Source organism: Kitasatospora sp. NPDC023176 (genome assembly GCF_055560495.1).
Genome location: NZ_JBVHIP010000050.1, coordinates 15,248 through 32,930, shown reverse-complemented (window position 1 = coordinate 32,930; position 17,683 = coordinate 15,248). Strand labels below are relative to the sequence as shown.

Below are 17,683 nucleotides of genomic sequence, written 5' to 3'. Positions count from 1 at the left end.
GGGCGACGCCCGGCTGCGGGGCCGGGCGTCGCGGGTGACCGATGGCCTCTACAGCGGAACGGTCGGCAACAGGGCTGGTCAGCCCATGTGCGGGTAGCGGTAGTCGGTCGGCGGGACGAAGGTCTCCTTGACCGAGCGGGTCGAGGTCCACCGCGCCAGGTTCTGCTTGGCGCCGGCCTTGTCGTTGGTGCCGGAGGCCCGGCCGCCGCCGAAGGGCTGCTGGCCGACGACGGCGCCGGTCGGCTTGTCGTTGATGTAGAAGTTGCCGGCCGCGAAGCGCAGCTTGTGCATCGCGTCCTGGGCCGCCGCGCGGTCCTGGGTGATGATCGCGCCGGTCAGGCCGTAGGCCGACACGGACTCCATCTGGGCCAGCATCTCCTCGTACTTCTCGTCCTCGTAGACGTACACGGCGAGGATCGGGCCGAAGTACTCCTCGCGGAAGTACTCGGAGGCCGGGTCCTGGCAGACCAGGACGGTCGGGCGGACGAAGTAGCCGACCGAGTCGTCGTAGCTGCCGCCGGCGAGGACCTCGACGGAGGCGTCGGCCCGGGCGCGGTCGATGGCGGCCTTGTTCTTGGCGAAGGCGCGCTCGTCGATGACGGCCGACATGAAGTTGGACAGGTCGGTGACGTCGCCCATGGTGAGGCCGTCGACCTCGGCGGCGAACTCGTCCTTGAGGCCGGCCCACAGCGAGGCGGGCACGTAGGCGCGGGAGAGCGCCGAGCACTTCTGGCCCTGGAACTCGAAGGCGCCGCGGGTCATCGCGGTCTTCAGCACGGCCGGGTCGGCGGACGGGTGGGCGACCAGGAAGTCCTTGCCACCGGTCTCGCCGACGATCCGCGGGTAGGTGCGGTAGCCGGCGATGTTCTCGCCCACCGAACGCCACAGGTGCTGGAAGGTGGCGGTGGAGCCGGTGAAGTGGATGCCGGCCAGCGCCGGGTGCTTGAGCGCGACGGCGGAGACGTCCAGGCCGTCGCCGGTCACCATGTTGATGACGCCCTTGGGCAGGCCGGCCTCCTCCAGCAGCTGCATCAGCAGGTGCGCGGAGAACTGCTGGGTCGGGGACGGCTTCCACAGCACGACGTTGCCCATCAGCGCGGGCGCGGTCGGCAGGTTGCCGGCGATCGCGGTGAAGTTGAACGGGGTGATCGCGTAGACGAAGCCCTCGAGCGGGCGGTGGTCGCTGCGGTTCCACACGCCGTCCGAGGAGATCGGCTGCTCGGCCATGATCTGCCGGGCGAAGTGCACGTTGAAGCGCAGGAAGTCGACCAGCTCGCAGGGGGTGTCGATCTCGGCCTGCTGGGCGGTCTTGGACTGGCCGAGCATGGTGGCGGCGGCCAGGGTCTCGCGCCAGGGGCCGGCCAGCAGGTCGGCGGCCTTGAGGAAGATCGCGGCGCGGGAGTCGAAGGAGAGCGCCTGCCAGGCCGGGGCCGCGGCCAGGGCAGTGTCGATGGCCTCCTGCGCGTCGGCCTGGGTGGCGTTGCGCAGGGTGCCGAGCCGAGCCGCGTGGTTGTGCGGCTGGACGACGTGGAACTCGGTGCCGCCGCCCATCCGGCGCTCACCGTTGATCGTCATGGTCAGCTGGACCGGCTCCTGGCCGCCCAGCTCCTTCAGCTTGGCCTCCAGACGAGCCCGTTCGGGGCTGCCGGGGGCGTAGCTGTGGACCGGCTCGTTCACCGGCGCGGGGACCTGGGTCACAGCATCCATGAGCGCACGCTCTCCTTCGTTCAATGCGGGGGAAGGCCCGCGCGGGTCGCACGCAGGACACAGCACGAACGCTATTCCTGCCCGCCCGGCCACTTGATTGGCCGGGCGGCTAAATTCCCCCGTACGGCGTTGTCCGGCCCGACGAAGGCGGTCACGCGGCGGTCACGACCGCCCGTCAGGCGGCCGTCTGCCGCGGAGGGTCAGACGCCGGCGCTCGCCTTCTGCCCGTTGGTGACCGCGGCCCGGGCCGCGACCGCCTCCACGGCGGGCCGCCGGGCCGCCTCGTACGCCGCGAGGGCGCTCGCCAGGTCGGGTTCCGCGCCCAGGCGGCGGGCCAGTTCGACGGCGCTCTCGACGGCCAGCGAGACACCCTGGCCGGAGCTGTTGGACGGGGCGTGCACGGAGTCGCCGACCAGCACCATCCGGTCGCGGTACCAGTGCGGCACGGACGGCATGATCTCCAGCCGCGGGAAGACCTCGACGGTCGCCGGGTCCACGTCCGCCAGCACCTCCCGGGCGGGCAGGTCGTCGGCGTGCACCTCGCGGCAGAGCGCCAGCCACTCCTCGCACGAGACCGCGCGGGCCTGTTCGGGCGTCAGCTGCTCAGGCCGCGGGATGTTGCTGAACCAGGCCGTCCCGGCGCCGCCGGGCTGCGCCCAGTAGCCGAAGAACGCCCGCGGGCCCTGCGCGAAGTGGATGGACTCCCCGGCTCCGCGCGGGCCGGTGAGCCGGTGACCGCTGTATCCGCCGACCCCGATCAGGCCGGTGTACTGCGGGCCGGGCGCGGCCGGGTCGATCAGGGTGCGGACGACGGAGCGGGTGCCGTCCGCGCCGATCAGGAGGTCGCCGTCCGCGGTGGTGCCGTCCTCGAAGCGGGCGGTGATGCCGCTCTCGCGTTCCTCGGCGCCGACCAGCCGCTTGCCGTACCGGACGGGGACGCCCTCCTCCCGCAGCCGCCGCTGGAGGACGGTGTACAGCTCGGCGCGCCGCATCAGGCGGCCGGACACCTCGGGGATCTCGGCGCGCACGCCGTCCCTGGCGTCCTCCATGACCATCCGTCCGATCGCCTGGCCGACCGCGCCGACCTCCGCCTCCAGACCGACTGCGGCCAGCGCCGCCAGCCCGTTGGACGCGATCATGAAGGTGCCGCCGATGCCCTCGGCGGAGGTCTCGTAGGCCTCGAAGACCTCGGCTTCGAGGCCGGCCCCGCGCAGCGCCAGCGCCGTCACCGGTCCGGCGATGCCGCCGCCGATGACCAGGGCCTTCTTCGAACCGCGGGTCGTACTGTCGGTGCTCATTCCAGGCTCCTCATGAACTCTTCCAGGGTCCGGTTGAACTCCGGGTCCCCGAGCTGGGTGACGAGGTTCTCGGTGTAGCGGCGCTCGGCCTCCAGCAGCGCCAGGGCGTACTCCTCCTCGACGACGAACATCGGGTGGACGTCCGTCTCGACGGCCTTGCGCAGCAGGGCGCGCGAGGCGTCGATCCGCGCGTCCAGCGCCTCCAGCCGCCGGCCGAGCAGGGCGGCCGACTCCTCGGTCGGCAGCACCACGAGCAGGCAGAGCGCGACCCCGAAGGCCGGGTACTCCTCCTGCGGTTCGGCGAGCCACTCGCGCATCCAGTCGAGGAGTTCCGCCTGGCCCTCGGGCGTGGGGGCGTAGACGGTGCGCTCCGGTCGCTGGGTGTCGCGGACGGTCTCCCGTTCGGCGACGAACCCGGCCTTCCGCAGCTGCTCCACGACCATGTAGAGCGAGCTGCGGTTGTACTTGATGTTGCGGTCCTTGCCGTGCTCCTTGAGCCGGCGGCCCATCTCGTACGGGTGCATCGGTTCGGCTCCGAGTTCGGCCAGGACCGCGAGGGCCAGGGGGTTGGAGACCTTGCGTCGCTTCGCCATGAGAACGTTCCTCATCACTTGGTCAGTACTGACTATCCATTCTCGGATAGTCAGAGTCAACTATTCAGGAGTAACCAACTGTGGACGGCCCACAACTCTGTCCGCCCGGCTAAAATCAACCACACCCCGTTGTCCGGGCGGATGAAGCGGATGAAGCGGCCGAAGGAGGCTCGGAGTGACCACCCCCGGCCTTCCGCTCCGCCGGCTGCTGATGTCGCTCGGCGAGCCCCTGGTCGAACTCCAGGCCGCCCCCCAGGGCCTGGACGTCCCCGTGCGCGACGTCGCGATCCTCGACCCGGAGGACCCCCCGACCGCCGCCCCCGGCGAACTCGTCCTCGCCATCGGCGCCCGCGGCCGCGCCGCCCTCCCCGCCCTGCGCGCGGCCGGCCGGGCCGGCGCCGCCGCCGTCGCGGTCAAGCTGGACGCCCCCGGCCAGGCCGACGCCCTGCGCGAGGCCGCCACCGACGCGGGCGTCGCCCTGCTGTCGGTGCGCCGGGAGACCCGCTGGGAACACCTGGACTCGCTCGCCCGGGCGATCATCGCCGGCCCCGACGCCCCGGACTCCCCCGGCGCCCCCGAGCCCAACGCCGGCGACCTCTTCTCCCTCGCCCAGACCGTCGCCGTGCTCACCAGCGGCATCGTCTCGATCGAGGACACCTCCAGCCGGGTCCTCGCCTACTCCCGCTCCTCCGACTCCGACGAGGTCGACGACCTGCGCCGGCTGTCAATCCTCGGCTGGCAGGGCCCGGAGCCGTACCTGTCCAAGCTCCGCGAATGGGGCATCTTCCAGCACCTGCGCAGCTCGGACACCCCGATCGCGGTCGAGCCGCACCCCGAGCTGGGCCTGCGCCGCCGCCTCGCGGTCGGCATCCGGGCCGGGGCCCAGCCGCTCGGCACCATCTGGGTGCAGGAGGGCGCCCAGCCGCTGGCCCCGCACGCCGAACAGGCCCTGGTCGGTGCCGCCCGGGTCGCGGCCGCCCAACTGGTGCGCCGCCGCCGCGAGTTGTCCGCCGACGTCCGACTCACCCAGACCCTGCTGACCGGGCTGCTGGAGGGCTCCACCGGCCCCCAGTCGCTGGCCACCCACCTCGGGCTGGACCTGCGCCGCCCGGCCACCGTGCTCGCCTACGCCGCGCACACCACCGAGGCGCTGCACCGCTCCGACGTCACCGGCCTGATCTCGGTGCACACCGCCGCCCGGCACCGCACCGCACTGCTCGCCCCGATCGAGTCCCGGGTCTACGTGCTGCTGCCGGAGCTGCCGGCCGGCCTGCCGATGACCACCGTCCGCGACTGGGCCGCCGAGGTGGTCACCGCGGCCCGGGAGCACCTCGGCATCCCGCTGCGCGCCGCGATCGGCTCGACCGTCGACGGCCTCTCCCAGGTGCCGGACTCCCGCGCCCAGGCCGACCGCATCCTGGACGCGATGGGCCGCGGCGGGGTGGACCTCGACGTCGCGGCGCTGATCGACGTCCAGGCCGAGGTGCTGGTCAGCGAGATGCTGGCGCTGCTCCAGGAACGCGGCGGCCTGCGCGACCCCCGGCTCACCGCGCTCACCGCGTACGACCGCCGGCACGGCACCCGGCTCGCCGAGTCGGTGCTCGCCTGGCTGGACGCGCTGGGCGAGGTCCGGGTCGCCGCCGACGCCCTGCACATCCACCCGAACACCCTGCGTTACCGGGTGCGCCGCGCCGAGCAGTTGACCGGCATCGACCTCGCCCAGCCGCAGCAGCGCCTGCTGGCGATGCTGCAACTGCGGCTGCCCGCGGACGAGTAGTCCGCGGACAGCCACACGCATCCGACGCAACGTCAGGCGCCTTACCCCTGGGACCGCCTGTGCTCGTTCAGCCGGCGCCACGGCCCGCTGACGGCCGGCTGGATGCCCGGCTCCTGGATGTTGGCGAACAGGGTCCGTCCGTCGTCCGAGAAGGTCACCCCGGTGAACTCGCCGAACTCGGGCTTGCCGGCGCTGCCGATGTTCAGCTCGTTGCCGGCGATCAGCACGCCGGCCCCGACGAGGGTGGAATGGTTGACGAAGTCCCGGCGGGACAGCGACACGGCAGCAACTCCTGAAGGGCGGACAGGCGTCGAGGCGGGTCGTCGACGCCCAGCAGACTCCGCCGCAGGGGCGAGCCCGGCATGACGCCCACCTCGCCACGAGGCGACCATTTGCCAACCGATGACCGACAGATGACCCGTGCTTTACCAAGCCCCGGTCAGCCGCGCCGCGCCCGCCACTGCTCCCAGGCCGACAGCCACAGCTCCTCCACCAGCCGGTGCTCCTCCCAGCCACCCGCCCCGGCCGTCCCCGGCCGCTCCCGCCACAGCTGCTCCCAGGCCCGCTGCGCCGGCAGGCTCGCCACCTCGCTGGCGAACACCGTGTACCGGACGACCTCCTCGACCGCCGCCTCCCCCTCCGCCGTGCCGACCAGCCACTGGGTCTGCTGGGACAGCCGGTTGAGGTGGTTGACCATCGAGGTCACCGCCGCCGCGGCCTCCTCCCGGCTCTCCGTGGCGAGCCGCATCTGCTGGCGCACCGCCGCCTCCCAGCGCACCGCGCAGACGTCCCCGCGCAGCCCGCGCGGCAGCCTCGGCGTCCGCCCCACCCGCACCTGCGCCTCGATCGCGGCGACCTCGGCGATGCTCTGGGCGATCAGCTCCCGGTGCGCCTCCAGCCCTACGGCGGGCGGCAGTTCACGCTCCTCGACCGGGACGTAGCGGGCCCGCCGGGAGGCCAGGTCGCGCAGCAGCTCGGTGCGTCCGTGCAGGTAGCGCTCGAAGTCCCCGATCCCGCCGAGCTCCACCCCGCCGGGGGGCAGCCCGCGCCCGCACACCGTGACGGCCTGGTCGCCGACCCGCAGCCGCCCGGCCCAGACCGGCCCGGCCTCCTGCGACCCGCCGCCCGCGCCACCGCCCGCGCCGACCGCGGCCACCGGCCAGTCCTCGTGCACCTCCACCGCGCACGGCTCGCCGTCCACCGTGATCCACTCGCGCAGCGCCCGCACCCGGCCCGGCCCGTCGCCCTCGTCGACGCCCAACTGCTCGTAGACCCGGTCCCGTTCGTCCTCGACCACGTCCTCCAGCTCGGGCAGCACCTCACAGCCGTCGGCCCCCGGCCGGTAGGTGCGCACCGTCACGTACGGCCCGGCCGCGGTGCGCCAGTCACCGCACTGCACCTCGATCCAGCGCAGCTCGCCGCCGCAGGTCTCGAAGGCCGCCAGGGCCTCGCCCCGCCCCTCCGGCCCGGCCACGCCGTACACCGGGAAGTCCACCGCGGCGAGGGTCCGGCGGGAGAACTCCTCCTGGTCGGCGAAACGATCCTGCTCGCCCGGCCGCTCGGGCCCCGACCGCTCGGCGTTCCACTCCTGGGGCCTTCCGCCGCTCTCCCGCACCATCCTCTGCCGCACCCCCGAGTCCTCGCGCCCGCACCGCTGACGCCACCTTACGTGCCCGGAGCTGCCGGGTCATCAGCTCGACTGGCACACGGGGGCGGTGGCCGTGTCAGTCGGCCAGGTTGTCAGCCGCCCTCCCTACGCTGGCCGCATGACCGCACAGAACAACCCGGAGCGGGCCGCCTTCCCCGCCCGGATCAGCATCGTCACCCTCGGCGTCACCGACCTCGACCGCAGTGCCCGCTTCTACCAGGACCTCGGCTGGCAGCGCTCCGCCGCCTCCAGCCCGGAGATCGTCTGGTTCCGCACCGCCGACTCGGTGCTCGGCCTCTTCCCCACCGAGGAACTGGCCGCCGACGCGGGCGTGCCCGACACCGGGGAGCCCTCCTTCCGCGGCGTCACCCTCGCCGTGAACCTGGAGTCCCCCGCCCTGGTGGACGCCGCCCTGCGCACGGCCGTCGACGCCGGCGCCGTGGTGGTCAAGCCGCCGGTACCGACCAGCTGGGGCGGCTACTCCGGCTACTTCGAGGACCCGGACGGGCACCTGTGGGAGCTGGCCCACAACCCGTTCTTCCCCTTCACCGAGGACGGCTCGCTGGACCTCCCGTAACGCGGTGTCCCGCGGATCCACACCGGATCCGCAGGACACCGCCGGGGAGCTCAGCTCTTGGAGCGCGCCTTGAAGGCCGCCTTGCGCGCCTCCTTGGCGATCGCCCGGTCGGTGTGCAGCTCGCCGATCGCCTCCAGGACGTCCGCCGTGTACGGGTGGTCGACCCGCCACAGCTCGCCGAACCAGGCCGCCGGATCGCCCTTCACCGGCAGGTCGGCGATCAGCTCGCGCAACAGCGTGGCATCGCCGCCGCTGTCCAGCAGCTGGGCGGCGAAGGTGTCGACCACCGTCCACAGCGCCATCGCCCGGTCCGGCACCGGCACGTCCGGCAGGCCCAGCGCGGACAGCCAGGCCCGCGCCGAACCGCCCAGCTCCGGGTCGTCCAGCACCTCCCGGACGGCCGGCTCGGCGCCCGCCCCCAGCAGGTCGAGCGCCGAGACGCACAGCATCCGGCGCAGCGGGCCGTACGCGTCGTCGCCGCGCGCCGCCGCCAGCAGCTCCCGCGCCGCCTGCTCCGGCTCCCGGTCGGCCACCCAGACCCGCAGCTCCTCCTCCGGCAGCACGTTGGCCGATTCGCACACCCCGCGCAGTAGCTCGGCGGCGTCCCCCTGGGCCAGCTCGCCGACCAGCGGCGCGTCGTAGCCGTCCTCCAGCAGCCACTGCCGGATGCCGTACTGGCCGAGCGGGGTGAGCCGGACCAGCCCGAAGCGGGCCGACTCCTCCTCGTCCAACGGCTCCTCGCCGACGACGGCGGGCTCCTCGCCCTCCTCCTCGTCGAACAGCTCCGGGTCGATCGGCCGGTACTCCAGCAGGCCCAGCTCGGCGAGGTCGCCCAGCATCGGGTCCAGGGCGACCATCACATCGGTGATGTCGCCGAGCAGCTCCTCGCTCGGCTCCTCGCCCTCCGGCACCACCAGCAGCGCGGCCAGCACGCCCAGCGGCACCGTCTCGTTGCCCGGGTCGGCGAAGGCGGTGGTCTCGTACAGCACCTGCAGCGCCTCGTCGAGCAGTTCGGCGGCGGCGTCCCGAGCCTCCTCGACCTCGCTCAGGCCGTCCTCGTCCTCCTCGGAGGCGGCTTCGGCCTTCGACGCCTCCGTGCCCTCCGTGCCCTCCTCGTCCTCCTCCGGCAGCGAGTCGGCGTCCACCGCCAGCTCCCGGACGATCCCGGCGGCGGTCAGCCACAGCTCCAGGACGGTCTCCGGGTCCCCCTCCTCGGCGGGCTCCAGGTCCGGGCCGGGCACCGCGACGTGCTCCCCGGCCGCGGTCGTGCCCAGCTCCACCAGGTCCAGGTCGCAGGCCAGCGACCAGGCCCGCAGCGCCTCGACCTCGGCCTCTTCCGGCACCTCGCCCTCGGCCGGGGCCAGCCCCAGCAGCCGCGCGACCGGCGCCCGGTCCTCCTCGACCAGGTCGCCGAACTCGTCCACCACCCGGTGCGGGGCCGCCCAGCGGGCCAGCGCCAGCGCGTAGCCGAACATCGGCACGGCCTTCGCCTGCTCGGCCAGCTCCCGCTCGGCGGGCAGCTTCACCGGCGGCACCAGCACCGCCGCGTCGTCCAGGTCCTCGTCGTCCAGACCGTGCGCGGCGAACGCCCCGTAGAGGTCCTGAAGCTCCAGGTCCGCGGGCAGGACCGCCTCGGCCGCACCCTCTCCCGCCGAAGCCCCCACGTTCTTCCGACGTCGTCCGGCCATCGTCGTGTGCTCTCCCTCAGCCAGCGGTCCGCTCGAACAGCTCCGCGTGTCGATCTACCACCTCAGCGTATAGGCCGGGCACCCCCGATGCCCGGCCGCGAGGGGCGCGCACAGGGGCGCGCGCCGCTTCCGCGCGCCCACCCCTTATCCTTCGCATTGGTACCGCGCACAACCCCGCGCGGGCCACGGGCAACGAAGCCCCTCTTCTCTCAGCTCATCCGCTCCACCAGGGAGCCCCGCACCGCGGCCACCACCACAGCGCCTCCGGAGGGGCGCGCCGGCACACCCCGCCGACCCCGGTGGTGCCCGGCCACAGGAGACCCCTGCCATGGCGGACCTCTCCCCCGCCGGCTCCGCACTGCGCACCGCGCAGCTCGACGGACGCCGACTGTCGGAGGCCCTGCTTCCCCTGGAGCTCGCGCCCCGCGCCCAGCTCCAGCTCGCCGCGATCAGCCGCTGGAACGCGCTGCGCGGCATCCGCGTCGGCCTGGTGGCCGCCGCCCTGCTACTGATGCTGATCGGTGCCAACCTGGCGACGCCGATCTACCCGCTCCTCCAACAGCGCCTCGGGCTCGGCCCGCTCGACACCACGATCCTCTTCACGATCTACGTGTTCGCCCTGGTCCCGGTGCTGGCCGTGGTCGGCCACTGGTCCGACCACCTCGGCCGCCGCGCCCTGATCCTGCCCGCCGTCCTCCTGGCCGCCGCCGGGGACGCGGTGTTCGCCACCGCCGGCAGCTTCTGGCAGCTCGCCGTCGGCCGGGCCGTCCAGGGCGTCGCCGTCGGCCTGTCCACCGGCGCCGCCGGGGCCGCCCTCGGCGACCTGCTACCCGACCGCCCGACCCTGGCCGCCAAGCTCACCCTGGCCTGTTCCGCAGGCGGCGTCGCGCTCGGCCCGATCGTCGGCGCCCTGCTGGCCGGCGGCTCGGACCCACTGCTGACGCCCTTCCTGCTGCACGCCGTCGCCCTGCTGGCGCTGTGCGTGCCGCTGGCCCTGGTCCACCCCCGGATGCCCGGCCGCAACCGCCCGCCGGCCTCCCCGCCCCGGATCACCACCCCGGCCCACCTGCGCCCCCAGCGGCTGCGGCTGCCGCGCACCGGCCGCCGCGAGTTCCTGCTCGCCGCCTCGGCCGGGTTCATCTCCTACGCGGTCTTCGGCGTCTACCTCAGCCTGGCCCCGGCCTTCGCCGGCAAGCTGCTGCACACCTCCTCGCACCTGACCGGCGCGATCGTGGCCGCCCTGCTGCTCGGCTCCTCGGCCGCCGCCCAGCTGATCGTCCCGCCGACCGCGGACCGCCTGGTGATCGCCCTCGGCATGACCGGCCTCGCCGCCGGCCTCGCCCTGGTCGTCGCCGCCGGGTACACCGGCACCCCGGCGCTGCTGTTCATCGGCAGCGTCCTCGGCGGCGCCTGCCAGGGCGTGGCCTTCCGCTCCCTGTTCACCACCGCCGTCGCCGCGATGGACCCGGAACGCCGCGGCTCCGAGATGAGCGCCCTCTGGGTGATCGTCTACCTCGGCAGCTCCCTCCCCATCGTCATCGTCGGCGCCCTGGTCCAGGCCTACGGCCTCCTCCCCGCCGTCAGCGGCTTCGCCACCCTCGCCGCCGCCCTCTGCACCGCCCTGGCCCTGGCCGTCGCCCGCAAGCCCAAGCAGGCCTGAGCCCCAGGGACACGAAACACCGCTGCCCGGGACTTCCTCACAGGAGTCCCGGGCAGCGGTCTCTCTGTACCCAGCTTCTGCCTACCCCGCATCGCCCGCCGCCGGGTGAACACCCGCGCGGCCTCCAGAACCTCCCGGGAGAACTGGATGTTCTGCCCGGTGTTGCGGGCCCGCGGCTCCTGGAGGATCGCGTGACCGGGCACACCGAGCGCGAGGGCGTGCTCAGTGAAGTGCGCGGCCTCCCCGCGGGGGAGGTGATCCGGCCGGGCGGGGTTCGGGCCGCCGGTGAACACGATCCTGGACACCAGGCCGTCCAGGTACAGCGCGGCCGCCTCGGCGGCGACCCCGAGGTCGTGGCAGCCCAGGCCGATCGCCACATCGCACGATTGCCGCCGGTGCCCCATCCGGTGGTACTCCCAGATCAGCGCGGCGTCCGCCCACTGCCGGTCGGTGATCTCACGCTGCCGAGTGTCTGCCACGTCGTTCTCCCGCTCACTGGAGGCACGGTGCCCACTGGAAGCCGGCCCGGATGCCCTGGATGCTCCTCGGCTGGCGGGTCATACCGTACTTCGCTGCCAACGTCTCTACCCGGTCCAGCAGGGCGAGCCCCTCTCTGGCCGTCGCACGGTCGCTCAGCAGGATGTGCCCGTGAGCAGTGGTCAGCCGAACGTCCTGCATCGGAACCGAAGCCCACCCGCCGCCCATGGGAGCGGGTACCTTCCGAGTACGGCCGTGCTCCCGAAAAGGGGACCAGGATGACGCAGTGGACCGACTACACCACAGGCGAGCGCATCAAGCTGCTGCGCGGACCGGACATGACGCAGGAACAGCTTGCCCAAGCATCAGGCCTGTCCGTGGCGACGATCCGCAAAGCGGAACGCAATCTCGGCGGCAGCCTCCAGACGCTGCTACGAATCTCGGCCGCACTCCACACCGACGTCTCGGTGATCCTCGGCCAACAGGCCCCCCGCCGCGCGATGCACGGCGCCGACCGGGCGATGATGCGCGAGCTGTCCCGCACCGTCCACGACACCGCCGCCGAGGTCGGCCTCGATGTGCAACCCCCGCCTCCGGCCGAACTCGCGGCCGGACTCGCCGCCGCTTGGGAGACCTATCGCTCCGGCGACTACGTGGGTGCAGGAGTGCGCGTCGCTCCAGCGCTACGCGAAGCCGCCGCCTCGCTGAAGGCCGCTCCGGTCGACCAGCAGAGCGCGGCGGCAGGCATCCTCGCGGACGCCTACCGGCTCGCTGCCTACGTGGCGAACCAGTTCGGCGCTCGTGACCTCGCGTACGCCGGAATCGGTCACGCGCAGCATCAGGCCGACCGTGCCGGCGACGCCGTCCGCTCGGCGATGGTTGCATCCGGTCGGTCCTGGATCTATCTGCGGGATGCCCGGCTCGACCAGGCGGAGGAGACTGCCCGCACGTCGTACGAGTCCATCGAGCCCAGGTACGGGGAGCGAGATCTCGGAATGCTCGCCACCTACGGATGGCACGTGACCTTCGCGGCCGTCATTGCGGCCCGCCAGGGGAATGTGGACGGCGCCGACGATCTGCTGTCACAGGGGCTTGCGGTAGCGGCCCGGATGGGCCGGGACGTCAGGGTGAACGGCACGGCGTTCGGACCGGCAACAGTCACCGCACAGGCAATCGGAATCTCCGTCTCGACCGGTCGGCCAGGCAAGGCGCTCGGCCTGTTTCAGTCGATCGGCGACATGACCTCGCTCACATCGTCCGCGCGCAACCGGATGCTGTTGGACGTGGCGCTCGCACAAGCCGAGACCCGGCAGTCCGACACCGCCCTCGACACCTTGCTCGAAGTCTGCTCGGCCGCGCCCGGTTGGGCTCGGCACCAGGGCTTGCCCGGGGTGATCGCCCAAAAGGCAAGCGCAGGCAGCGCCACTACGGCCAAGTTGCGCAAGCTCTCATCGATCCTCGGAACATCCGTGATCATCAATTGAGGGGTGATACACGGCGTATCACTCGGCGCCGGTACGACTTCGGGAAGTGACACATCCCGTCTGTTCACGGATGGTGAGAACTTCGCAACAGTGAGCACATGCTGAGGCCTCATCATCAGCGCCCGACGCCCATGCGCTCAGGTCGCGCCGTGAATCTCACCGACCAACCCCTCCCCCGGCCGCGCCCGGGGGATTCGGTGACGACGGTTCTCGAACACCATCTCCCACTGCAGGTGCTGATCCATGCCGGACCGACCGCCGAATCCGGCCGAGGGCCCACCCTTGGAGGAGCGGCATGATGCACTCCCCGGCCCAGTATCGGCGCCGCATCGCCCGTCGTCCAAGGACCGTCGTTGTCCAGGCTGACTCTTTCTGCAACCTGGACTGCACCTACTGCTACCTGCCCGACCGCAAGCGGCGGGCACCGATGTCGGTCGCGATCGCCGAGGCGGTGGCCCGCTCCGTCGCCGAGTTCGCCGATACCGCGTCACCGGAGCCGGTCGAGGTGGTCTGGCACGCCGGTGAGCCGCTGGCCGTCCGCCGCACGCGGCTCTCGGAGTTGCTGGCCCCGTTCGAGCCGTTGCGGCAGGCCGGGTTGGTCGCACACTCGGTGCAGACCAACGCCGTACTGGCCACACAGGCCTGGTGCGACTTCCTCACCACGTACGGGTTCCGCGTCGGGGTGAGCATCGACGGCCCTTCCGCCCTCAACCGTCGGCGCGTGGACCGGGCCGGACGTCCGGCCTTCGACCGGATCATGAAGGGCATCGGGTGCCTGCGCGAGTACGGCGTACGGTTCTCGGCGATCGCGGTCGTCACCGCGGAGAGCATCGGCGACCCCGAGGGCCTGCTCGACTTCGTGGCCGACCTCGGCTGCCACACGGTGGGTCTGAACATGGAGGAAAGGGAAGGCGTCAACACCGACCGGGCGGTCCCCACCGCCGAGCAGGCCCGCGAATTCTGGCGCCGCACCATCGCCTGGTCACGCTGCAACCGCGACCTGACAATCCGCGAGATCGACCGGCTCGGCGGCTACCTGCGGGATGTCCGCGACGGACACCGGGCTGCCTGGGACCGGGTGTTGATCGACCCGATCCCGACCATCGCCTCCAACGGCGATGTCGTTCTGTTATCGCCCGAACTCGCCGGGACGACCGACCCGGCCTACGAGGACTTCCGGGCGGGGAACGTCCTTGAGCGCAACATCGGCTCGATGCTGGACCGCGCCCACCGCCTGCGCTACGTGCGCGAGTTCCTGACCGGCCTGGACGCGTGCGAGGCCACCTGCGACGTCTTCGACTTCTGCCGAGGGGCCCAGGCCGGCAATCGCTACTTCGAGAACGGCCGCCTGGACACCACGGAGACGAACTACTGCCGCGTGTCCCGACAGGCCCTGGTCACCGCCCTGTCCGATACCGTCCGAGAGGAGAAAACCGCATGACCCTGCTCGAACTGCTGGCCACCAGCAACACCGCCGTCGTCGCTGACCTCACCGGCGTCGTCACCGTGACCGACCCCACCGCCGGGCCGTTCGACAACCGGCCCACCTGGGACAACAACGGGCCGAAGTTCGACAACCGGCCCACCTGGGACAACTGGTCGAACAAGAACAAGGGGAAGTAGCGCCACCCCGAACCACCCCGGGCCCGCACCACCGGTGCGGGCCCGGCCTGACCCTTGAAAGAGCGGAGCACCTCATGGACAGCATCACCTTCGGCCGTGTCACCGTGACCCTGCCCCACCTGAACGAGCCCGGCCTGTACCTGTCCAACGTCACCACCCTCGACTCCGCCCGGGGCGTCGTCCAGGACTTCCAGTACGGTGACGCCGACCTGCGGGACCTGGATCTCGCCGAGACCCGCCTCGTCACCGGTCGCGTCTCCAACCTGCGGGTCGACCGCATGCAGCTCGACCAAGTCCGCCTCGACTCCGTCGAGTTCGACACCTGCGACCTCGCCACTGCTCGCATCACCGACAGCAAGCTCTCCCGGGTCGTCTTCCGTAATTGCAAGATCATGGGCGCCGGGCTCATCGACGTGACCCTGGACAACGTCCTCTTCGACAATTGCAAGCTCGACTACGCGACCTTCGAGCAGATCCGCGCCACCGGCGCGGTCGCCTTCTCCAAGTGCGCGCTCACTGAGGCGTCGTTCACGGGTTGTGACCTCGGCGGCGCGGTCCTCGACGCCTGCAACCTGCGGCTGACCGAGTTCGGTCGGGGCAAGTACCAGGGTCTCGACCTGAGGCGCAACGACCTCACCACACTGCGCGGCGTCGCCAACCTCGGCAAGGTCCTCATCGACCGCACTCAGCAGGCCGAACTCGCCGAAGCCCTGGTCGCCGAGCTGGACGTGACCTTCGCCGACAACCTCGACGACCGGTAACCCAGGCGGGGAGGAATCCGCGTGACTCTCGCCATCGCCCACACCGATCCCGCCGCCCTTGTCGCCAGGTGTGACAGCACCGGCGTCCGCACCGCTCGCGGCGAGCCCGACTACGAGGACGGGGCCGTTCTCCCGGCAGGCCCCTGGCGGTCCGTCACCACCGTGCTGGCGGCAGAGCTCCGCCCGACCCAACGGAGCGCCGACAGCACACTCGTGGAGCTGGTGAAGCTGCCCGACGGCCCACCGCCGGCCACCCTCGCCACCCTCGCCGACCAACTCGGCGACCCCGACGCCGTCCACCTCGGCCAAGCCAGGAGCCCGGCCAAGGCCCTCACCACCACTCCCAACTACCAGGACGGCCGCCGCATCGGCCTGCACATCGACAATTGGGACCGGCTCCGCTACCAGGCCAAGCACACCGGTCGCCGACGTCTGTGCTTCAACCTCGGTCCCGGAACCCGCTACCTCCTGCTCGGCAGCCTCGACATCCGCGCCGTCAGCCGCGATCTCCACACCGACCCCGAGGGCCGCTATCCGCACACCGACGACCTTCGGGCCTACGCCGCCCTCGGGTTGCCCCTGCGTGTCTTCCGGCTGCGGATCGACCCCGGCGAGGGCTACCTCGCCCCCACCGAACTGCTGCCCCACGACGGCTCGACCGAGGACCAGTCCCAACCGTCAACCGCCGCGTTCTGGCTGGGCCGTTGGCCACGCGGCGTCCTGGCCTCGCTGATCTGACGCTAGTCCGCACGAGCTGCTCCGCTGCCCGTGATGGCAGCAGGCATCCGATCCCTATTCATGTAGGAGAGTTCCATGGCTGCTGCGCCCCCGCAGAGCTCCCGTCCGATCACACCCCGGCTGCCGACCGGACCGACCTTCGACCAGGAGCTGTGCGGGCTCGTGCTCGACACCGCACCGCGCCTGTTCGCTGTCGTCCAGGTGTACGGCGAGGGCCACCCGGACGTCGACGGTTGGATCGTCGCCTGGGGAGTCGCCGACTACAGCGGGCGAGCGCACGTGATCAGCATCGACGGGCAGGCGCGAATGACCCTCACGTCTCCCGATCGGGCCCTGCGCCATTTCGCCGGTCGACCGGGGATCACCGCACGGCTGGTCTGGCTCGCACAGCCGACTGCCGCAGCAATGGATCGGACCGAAGCCGCCTGACTGTGGCCTGCTGGCACGAGCGGGCCACAAATGCCTCACACTGCGTCAAGTGCCGTGGTACGTTTCGTAATCTAACCAAAAACAGGCGACCCCGGCAGCGCGCCAACGCTCCGGGGTCCGGCAACAGGAGCGGAACCTCCCGATGCGCGTCCATCGTACCGAACACGTACGTCACTTCACCGTGCTACCCAACGCCCTACTCCAGTACCGGCGGTTGAGCTACACGGCACGCGGTCTGCTCGCAGACCTCCTCTCCCGCCCCGACGGCTGGCGCGAGGACGGGCGGCACATGGCCGACACCAGTCCCCAGGGTCGAGGCGCGATCCGCAAGGCGCTCAAGGAGTTGACCGAGGCCGGGTACTACCGGGTCGAGAAGATCCGCCTGTCGGACGGCACGATCATCACCGAGGCCCACGTCTACGACACCCCGCAGCTCGCGTGACCGAGTGCCACCCCTCCGGCGTCCGGTGGAGCGGCCACCGGTCGCGCTGACGGCCCTGTAGTAAAGAACCGGCAGCAAGAACCTACCCTCCCGCCGCCTCCGGATTCCGAGACCGAGGAGGCCCGCGCAGCGGTGGCCACCCTGTTCCGGGTGATCCGGCCCGAGCCCCGACTACGCCTCGGCGAGGCCGAAGCCGCCGAACTGGCGCCCCTGGTCGCGCAGTGGCTGGCACGCGGCTGCACCTCCGCCGACCTCACCAACGCCCTGCTGCCGGGCCTGCCCGTCCCGATGCACTCGGCGATCGCCGTGCTCCGCTACCGCCTGGAACACAAGATGCCGCCGGCCCGGCCCAATGCACGGCCACCGGCCCGGTACGCCGAGTGCGCCAAGTGCCACGACCCCGTGCCCCGACCGGGCATCTGCCGCCCGTGCGCCGGCCTGACCACCCGAACCCTCACGACCGGCAAGGGAGCGGACGTGGCAACCGCAGGTGCCGCCCGAGTCCGAACCGCCATGCGCTCCGCCATGACCGGCAGTCGGCCCGCACACCTCGCCGCATAGGACACGCTCTCCCCCGCTACCCCGCCCTGCTCCACCAGCCCCGCGCTCCGCCCGGTCGGCCGGGCGGCACGCGGCGAGGGCGGGGCGGGCACCGGCCGAAAGGCGGGTGGGGGGTGGATGGTGGGGAACGGCGGTGAACCCGCTCAGCGAAACAGATGACGCGCCGGCGTTCACCCGCCTGAGCTGCGGAAACGCCCCTGCCCGGGACTCCGAACAGGAG

General features: G+C 72.1%; 17 protein-coding genes and 1 pseudogene. 11 read left to right on the top strand and 7 right to left on the bottom strand.

Going from position 1 to position 17,683, the window contains the following annotated elements; all coding sequences use genetic code 11:
* Positions 1-78: 78 nt before the first annotated feature.
* The 3 genes from pruA to ACZ3YL_RS38700 all read right to left on the bottom strand — a co-directional run bounded on the left by pruA (position 79) and on the right by ACZ3YL_RS38700 (position 3,598).
* Positions 79-1,707: an L-glutamate gamma-semialdehyde dehydrogenase gene (gene pruA, locus ACZ3YL_RS38710; RefSeq protein ID WP_465662253.1), complete on the bottom strand. Its 1,629-nt coding sequence runs from the start codon at positions 1,705-1,707 to the stop codon at positions 79-81.
* A gap of 200 nt (positions 1,708-1,907) precedes the next feature.
* Positions 1,908-3,005, bottom strand: a complete 1,098-nt coding sequence (locus ACZ3YL_RS38705; protein ID WP_465662251.1) for an FAD-dependent oxidoreductase — start codon at positions 3,003-3,005, stop codon at positions 1,908-1,910.
* Positions 3,002-3,598: a PadR family transcriptional regulator gene (locus ACZ3YL_RS38700; protein WP_465662249.1), complete on the bottom strand. Its 597-nt coding sequence runs from the start codon at positions 3,596-3,598 to the stop codon at positions 3,002-3,004. Before ACZ3YL_RS38700 ends, ACZ3YL_RS38705 begins: the two co-directional genes overlap by 4 nt.
* A gap of 175 nt (positions 3,599-3,773) precedes the next feature.
* Here ACZ3YL_RS38700 and ACZ3YL_RS38695 point away from each other — a divergent pair, with 175 nt between their 5' ends.
* Positions 3,774-5,375 carry a PucR family transcriptional regulator gene (locus ACZ3YL_RS38695; RefSeq protein WP_465662247.1) on the top strand — a complete coding sequence of 534 codons (1,602 nt, stop codon included), beginning with the start codon at positions 3,774-3,776 and terminating at the stop codon, positions 5,373-5,375.
* A gap of 41 nt (positions 5,376-5,416) precedes the next feature.
* Here the strand turns inward: ACZ3YL_RS38695 and ACZ3YL_RS38690 are convergent.
* Both ACZ3YL_RS38690 and ACZ3YL_RS38685 read right to left on the bottom strand, forming a co-directional pair.
* Positions 5,417-5,596: pseudogene (locus tag ACZ3YL_RS38690) on the bottom strand (alkaline phosphatase PhoX); the annotation flags it as partial.
* 218 nt (positions 5,597-5,814) lie between these two features.
* A complete protein-coding gene (locus tag ACZ3YL_RS38685; protein ID WP_465662245.1) occupies positions 5,815-7,005 on the bottom strand; it encodes a hypothetical protein in 1,191 nt (396 codons plus the stop codon).
* A 136-nt stretch (positions 7,006-7,141) separates the two neighbouring features.
* On the opposite strand from ACZ3YL_RS38685, the gene ACZ3YL_RS38680 reads away from it, so the two are divergent.
* On the top strand, positions 7,142-7,600 hold the full coding sequence (locus ACZ3YL_RS38680; RefSeq protein ID WP_188303631.1) for a VOC family protein: 459 nt from the start codon (positions 7,142-7,144) through the stop codon (positions 7,598-7,600).
* Between the two features lie 50 nt (positions 7,601-7,650).
* Here ACZ3YL_RS38680 and ACZ3YL_RS38675 read toward each other — a convergent pair whose 3' ends face one another.
* Positions 7,651-9,288 (bottom strand): hypothetical protein, encoded by a 1,638-nt coding sequence (locus tag ACZ3YL_RS38675; protein WP_188303630.1) that lies wholly within the window; start codon positions 9,286-9,288, stop codon positions 7,651-7,653.
* Positions 9,289-9,616: 328 nt separating this feature from the next.
* On the opposite strand from ACZ3YL_RS38675, the gene ACZ3YL_RS38670 reads away from it, so the two are divergent.
* Positions 9,617-10,948, top strand: a complete 1,332-nt coding sequence (locus ACZ3YL_RS38670; protein ID WP_188303629.1) for an MFS transporter — start codon at positions 9,617-9,619, stop codon at positions 10,946-10,948.
* Here ACZ3YL_RS38670 and ACZ3YL_RS38665 read toward each other — a convergent pair.
* On the bottom strand, positions 10,849-11,427 hold the full coding sequence (locus ACZ3YL_RS38665; RefSeq protein ID WP_465662242.1) for a YdcF family protein: 579 nt from the start codon (positions 11,425-11,427) through the stop codon (positions 10,849-10,851). The two genes, ACZ3YL_RS38670 and ACZ3YL_RS38665, sit on opposite strands and share 100 nt — an antisense overlap.
* 276 nt (positions 11,428-11,703) lie before the next feature.
* Here ACZ3YL_RS38665 and ACZ3YL_RS38660 point away from each other — a divergent pair, with 276 nt between their 5' ends.
* The 8 genes from ACZ3YL_RS38660 (at position 11,704) to ACZ3YL_RS38625 (ending at position 17,463) form a co-directional block, all read left to right on the top strand.
* Positions 11,704-12,909 (top strand): helix-turn-helix domain-containing protein, encoded by a 1,206-nt coding sequence (locus tag ACZ3YL_RS38660; protein ID WP_465662240.1) that lies wholly within the window; start codon positions 11,704-11,706, stop codon positions 12,907-12,909.
* A gap of 295 nt (positions 12,910-13,204) precedes the next feature.
* Positions 13,205-14,350: a cyclophane-forming radical SAM peptide maturase AmcB gene (gene amcB / locus ACZ3YL_RS38655; protein WP_465662238.1), complete on the top strand. Its 1,146-nt coding sequence runs from the start codon at positions 13,205-13,207 to the stop codon at positions 14,348-14,350.
* Positions 14,347-14,532: a multiple cyclophane-containing RiPP AmcA gene (gene amcA, locus ACZ3YL_RS38650; RefSeq protein ID WP_465662236.1), complete on the top strand. Its 186-nt coding sequence runs from the start codon at positions 14,347-14,349 to the stop codon at positions 14,530-14,532. The genes amcB and amcA overlap by 4 nt, the downstream gene beginning before the upstream one ends.
* A 74-nt stretch (positions 14,533-14,606) precedes the next feature.
* Positions 14,607-15,293, top strand: coding sequence for a pentapeptide repeat-containing protein (locus ACZ3YL_RS38645; RefSeq protein WP_465662235.1), 687 nt, complete (start codon positions 14,607-14,609; stop codon positions 15,291-15,293).
* 21 nt (positions 15,294-15,314) lie between these two features.
* Positions 15,315-16,031, top strand: a complete 717-nt coding sequence (locus ACZ3YL_RS38640; protein ID WP_465662233.1) for a hypothetical protein — start codon at positions 15,315-15,317, stop codon at positions 16,029-16,031.
* Between the two features lie 162 nt (positions 16,032-16,193).
* Positions 16,194-16,460: a hypothetical protein gene (locus ACZ3YL_RS38635; protein ID WP_465662231.1), complete on the top strand. Its 267-nt coding sequence runs from the start codon at positions 16,194-16,196 to the stop codon at positions 16,458-16,460.
* Positions 16,461-16,602: 142 nt separating this feature from the next.
* Positions 16,603-16,902: a calcium-binding protein gene (locus tag ACZ3YL_RS38630; protein WP_465662229.1), complete on the top strand. Its 300-nt coding sequence runs from the start codon at positions 16,603-16,605 to the stop codon at positions 16,900-16,902.
* A 132-nt stretch (positions 16,903-17,034) separates the two neighbouring features.
* Positions 17,035-17,463, top strand: coding sequence for a hypothetical protein (locus tag ACZ3YL_RS38625; RefSeq protein WP_465662227.1), 429 nt, complete (start codon positions 17,035-17,037; stop codon positions 17,461-17,463).
* The last annotated feature ends 220 nt before the right edge of the window (positions 17,464-17,683 follow it).

Bases quoted from the DNA above. Each gene is read 5' to 3' on its own strand.
- amcB (WP_465662238.1), top strand. From the start codon at position 13,205: ATGATGCACTCCCCGGCCCAGTATCGGCGCCGCATCGCCCGTCGTCCA.
- ACZ3YL_RS38630 (WP_465662229.1), top strand. From the start codon at position 16,603: ATGCGCGTCCATCGTACCGAACACGTACGTCACTTCACCGTGCTACCC.
- pruA (WP_465662253.1), bottom strand. From the start codon at position 1,707: ATGGATGCTGTGACCCAGGTCCCCGCGCCGGTGAACGAGCCGGTCCAC.
- ACZ3YL_RS38680 (WP_188303631.1), top strand. From the start codon at position 7,142: ATGACCGCACAGAACAACCCGGAGCGGGCCGCCTTCCCCGCCCGGATC.
- ACZ3YL_RS38645 (WP_465662235.1), top strand. From the start codon at position 14,607: ATGGACAGCATCACCTTCGGCCGTGTCACCGTGACCCTGCCCCACCTG.
- amcA (WP_465662236.1), top strand. From the start codon at position 14,347: ATGACCCTGCTCGAACTGCTGGCCACCAGCAACACCGCCGTCGTCGCT.
- ACZ3YL_RS38675 (WP_188303630.1), bottom strand. From the start codon at position 9,288: ATGGCCGGACGACGTCGGAAGAACGTGGGGGCTTCGGCGGGAGAGGGT.
- ACZ3YL_RS38705 (WP_465662251.1), bottom strand. From the start codon at position 3,005: ATGAGCACCGACAGTACGACCCGCGGTTCGAAGAAGGCCCTGGTCATC.
- ACZ3YL_RS38700 (WP_465662249.1), bottom strand. From the start codon at position 3,598: ATGGCGAAGCGACGCAAGGTCTCCAACCCCCTGGCCCTCGCGGTCCTG.
- ACZ3YL_RS38670 (WP_188303629.1), top strand. From the start codon at position 9,617: ATGGCGGACCTCTCCCCCGCCGGCTCCGCACTGCGCACCGCGCAGCTC.
- ACZ3YL_RS38660 (WP_465662240.1), top strand. From the start codon at position 11,704: ATGACGCAGTGGACCGACTACACCACAGGCGAGCGCATCAAGCTGCTG.